At 41.8% G+C, this 237-nt stretch carries 1 protein-coding gene; it reads left to right on the forward strand.

The window, feature by feature from the left end; genetic code table 11:
* Nucleotides 1–35 precede the first annotated feature (35 nt).
* Nucleotides 36–237, forward strand: a 202-nt coding sequence (locus P6709_RS20310) for a hypothetical protein (protein WP_278242681.1), incomplete at its 3' end; no start/stop codon positions are given.

The raw sequence follows: 237 nt of genomic DNA on the forward strand, positions 1-237 counted from the left end.
ATACGCGCATATTTGATAAAAAGGAGTTGCAGGGAATGGAACTTAAAAGTCTTACAAAAGAAGAAGTCCAGGCACCAGCCATCCTTGATCTTCTATGCTGTCAAGCAGACGCAATCCCTTTACCAGGGGCATTTCAAACTCTTTTTCCAGACCAAAAACTGAAAAAGAAAGAATTAATCACACCGATCGGCAGCTCTGTCGGGGAAATAATGGTTCTCGCTGCTAAGTCACAAATAA

The sequence above is a fragment of the Jeotgalibacillus sp. ET6 genome (genome assembly GCF_029667115.1).
In the GTDB taxonomy this organism is placed as follows: Bacteria; Bacillota; Bacilli; order Bacillales; family Jeotgalibacillaceae; genus Jeotgalibacillus.